The following is a 1869-nucleotide window of genomic DNA, read 5'->3' as shown; positions in this document are numbered from 1 at the left end:
GGCCGTGTCGTCGAGCCGGGCCTGTCTCGCGAACCGGTCCCAGCCGAGCGCGTCCGGGCCGAGGAACGCGGCCGAGGTGCCGCGCGCCCGGTGCCGTTCGACCTCCAGCTGCCAGGCGCGGTCGTGGGCGGTGGCCAGTCCCTGGGCACGGGCGAGTTCACGCGCGTCGCCCGCGCGCAGATGTGGGACACCCCAGGCATCACGGTAGATCTCGACAGTCACCCTGCGTCTCCCATGTGGATTAGGTTAGGCTCACCTAAGTAAGGTGCGCCGGAATCGTACGCGAGGGGTGAAGAAGTCATGGGGCAGGGTCACGGCTGGGAGGGCGCGGTCCTCAAACTGTTCCGGGGCAAGGACTTCGTGTTCACGGTCACGGGTGCGGAGGACGTCACCGAGCACTACCGCCGGGTGCGTCTCACCGACGGCGGCATGCTCGCGGCGACCGGGGTGCACCCGACGATGTGGGTGCGGCTGTGGTTCGACAACGCGGGCAAGCCGCACCAGCGGGCGTACACACTCGTGGATCCCGATCCGGCCGCCGGGACCTTCAGCCTGGAGTTCGCGCTGCACGAGGGGTGCGCGAGCGACTGGGCGCGGGCCGCGAAGCCGGGGGACACGATCGAGGCGACGGTCCAGGGCACGGGGTTCACGGACCCGGACCCGGCGCCCTCCCACGTGCTGGCGATCGGGGACACGGCCTCCCTCCCCGCGCTCAACTCCCTGCTCGGGGCGGTCGGTTCGGCGCCCACGACGATCTGGTTCGAGTCTGCGGAGGGCCTGGACGGCCTGCCCCTCCAGGCGGACCCCGACCGCCACGACATCCGTACGGTCCCCCGGCTCGACAAGGGCGCGCACCTGGTGGCCCAGGTGAAGGAGGCCGTACCGGGCCTTCTGAAGGACGCGGCCGACCCGTACGTCTGGATCGCCTGCGACACGGCGACGACGCGGGCGCTGGCGGCCTACTTCCGCAAGGAGCTGGCGCTGCCGAGACAGCGGGTGAACGCGCTGGGGTACTGGCGCGCGGCCTGAGCGGCCACAGGGCACCCAGTAGGCACCGGCTCGGCACCCACTTGGCGCCCGCGGCGATGACGCGCGGCCCGAGCGCTCACTTGCGATGATCGGAGCATGGACGCCACGCTTCATCTAGCCCAGCAGCCCGAGGCCGACGAACTGCTCGGCCGCAGCCCGCTCGCCGCGCTCGTCGGCATGCTCCTCGACCAGCAGGTTCCGATGGAGTGGGCCTTCGCGGGCCCGTACACGATCGCGCAGCGCCTCGGCACGGACGATCTCGACGCGCACGAGATCGCGGCGCACGACCCCGAGGCCTTCGCGGCGCTGCTGTCCGAGAAGCCGGCCGTGCACCGCTACCCGGGCTCGATGGCGAAGCGGATCCAGCAGCTGTGCCAGTACCTCGTGGAGCACTACGAAGGGGACGCGGCGAAGGTCTGGGAGGGCGTGAAGACCGGCGACGAACTCCTCCGCCGTCTCAAGGAACTGCCCGGCTTCGGCGCCCAGAAGGCGCAGATCTTCCTCGCGCTGCTGGGCAAGCAGCTCGGCGTACGCCCGAAGGGCTGGCGCGAGGCGGCCGGTGCGTACGGGGAGGACAAGTCCTTCCGCTCGGTCGCCGACATCACGGGACCGGAGTCGCTGACGAAGGTACGGGCGCACAAGCAGGAGATGAAGGCGGCGGCGAGAGCGGAGAAGGCGCCGAAGGCCTCCGGCAAGTAAAGGCCTCCGGCAAGTGAGGGCCTGCGGCTCGTAGGAGGGGACTGCGGGGAGAGGGGACCGCGGGGGAGGGGTCAGTCGGTCGGCCGTCCCGGGTGGCGGGGTGCCGGACGCCGGTCCGAGCATGGAGCATGGCCGAGGTAC

3 protein-coding genes are annotated in these 1869 nt (G+C 71.4%); 2 read left to right on the top strand and 1 reads right to left on the bottom strand.

The window, feature by feature from the left end; all coding sequences use genetic code 11:
• The coding region (locus AOK17_RS42965; RefSeq protein WP_206190933.1) for a penicillin acylase family protein at positions 1-222 on the bottom strand (222 nt) is incomplete at its 3' end.
• 78 nt (positions 223-300) lie between these two features.
• Here AOK17_RS42965 and AOK17_RS42960 point away from each other — a divergent pair.
• Together AOK17_RS42960 and AOK17_RS42955 are read left to right on the top strand one after the other, a co-directional pair.
• The gene (locus AOK17_RS42960; RefSeq protein WP_055618080.1) at positions 301-1029 is read left to right on the top strand and encodes a siderophore-interacting protein; all 729 of its coding nucleotides are present in this window, start codon (positions 301-303) and stop codon (positions 1027-1029) included.
• 96 nt (positions 1030-1125) lie between these two features.
• Positions 1126-1728: an HhH-GPD-type base excision DNA repair protein gene (locus AOK17_RS42955; RefSeq protein ID WP_055618079.1), complete on the top strand. Its 603-nt coding sequence runs from the start codon at positions 1126-1128 to the stop codon at positions 1726-1728.
• Positions 1729-1869 lie beyond the last annotated feature (141 nt).

It is taken from the genome of Streptomyces phaeochromogenes, from assembly GCF_001418655.1.
Taxonomy (GTDB): Bacteria; Actinomycetota; Actinomycetes; order Streptomycetales; family Streptomycetaceae; genus Streptomyces; species Streptomyces phaeochromogenes.
The sequence above is the reverse complement of the archived record's forward strand: the minus strand, read 5'-3'. Positions and strand labels throughout refer to the sequence as shown.

Coding starts and splice junctions, on each gene's coding strand:
- AOK17_RS42955 (WP_055618079.1), top strand. CDS start 1,126: ATGGACGCCACGCTTCATCTAGCCCAGCAGCCCGAGGCCGACGAACTG.
- AOK17_RS42960 (WP_055618080.1), top strand. CDS start 301: ATGGGGCAGGGTCACGGCTGGGAGGGCGCGGTCCTCAAACTGTTCCGG.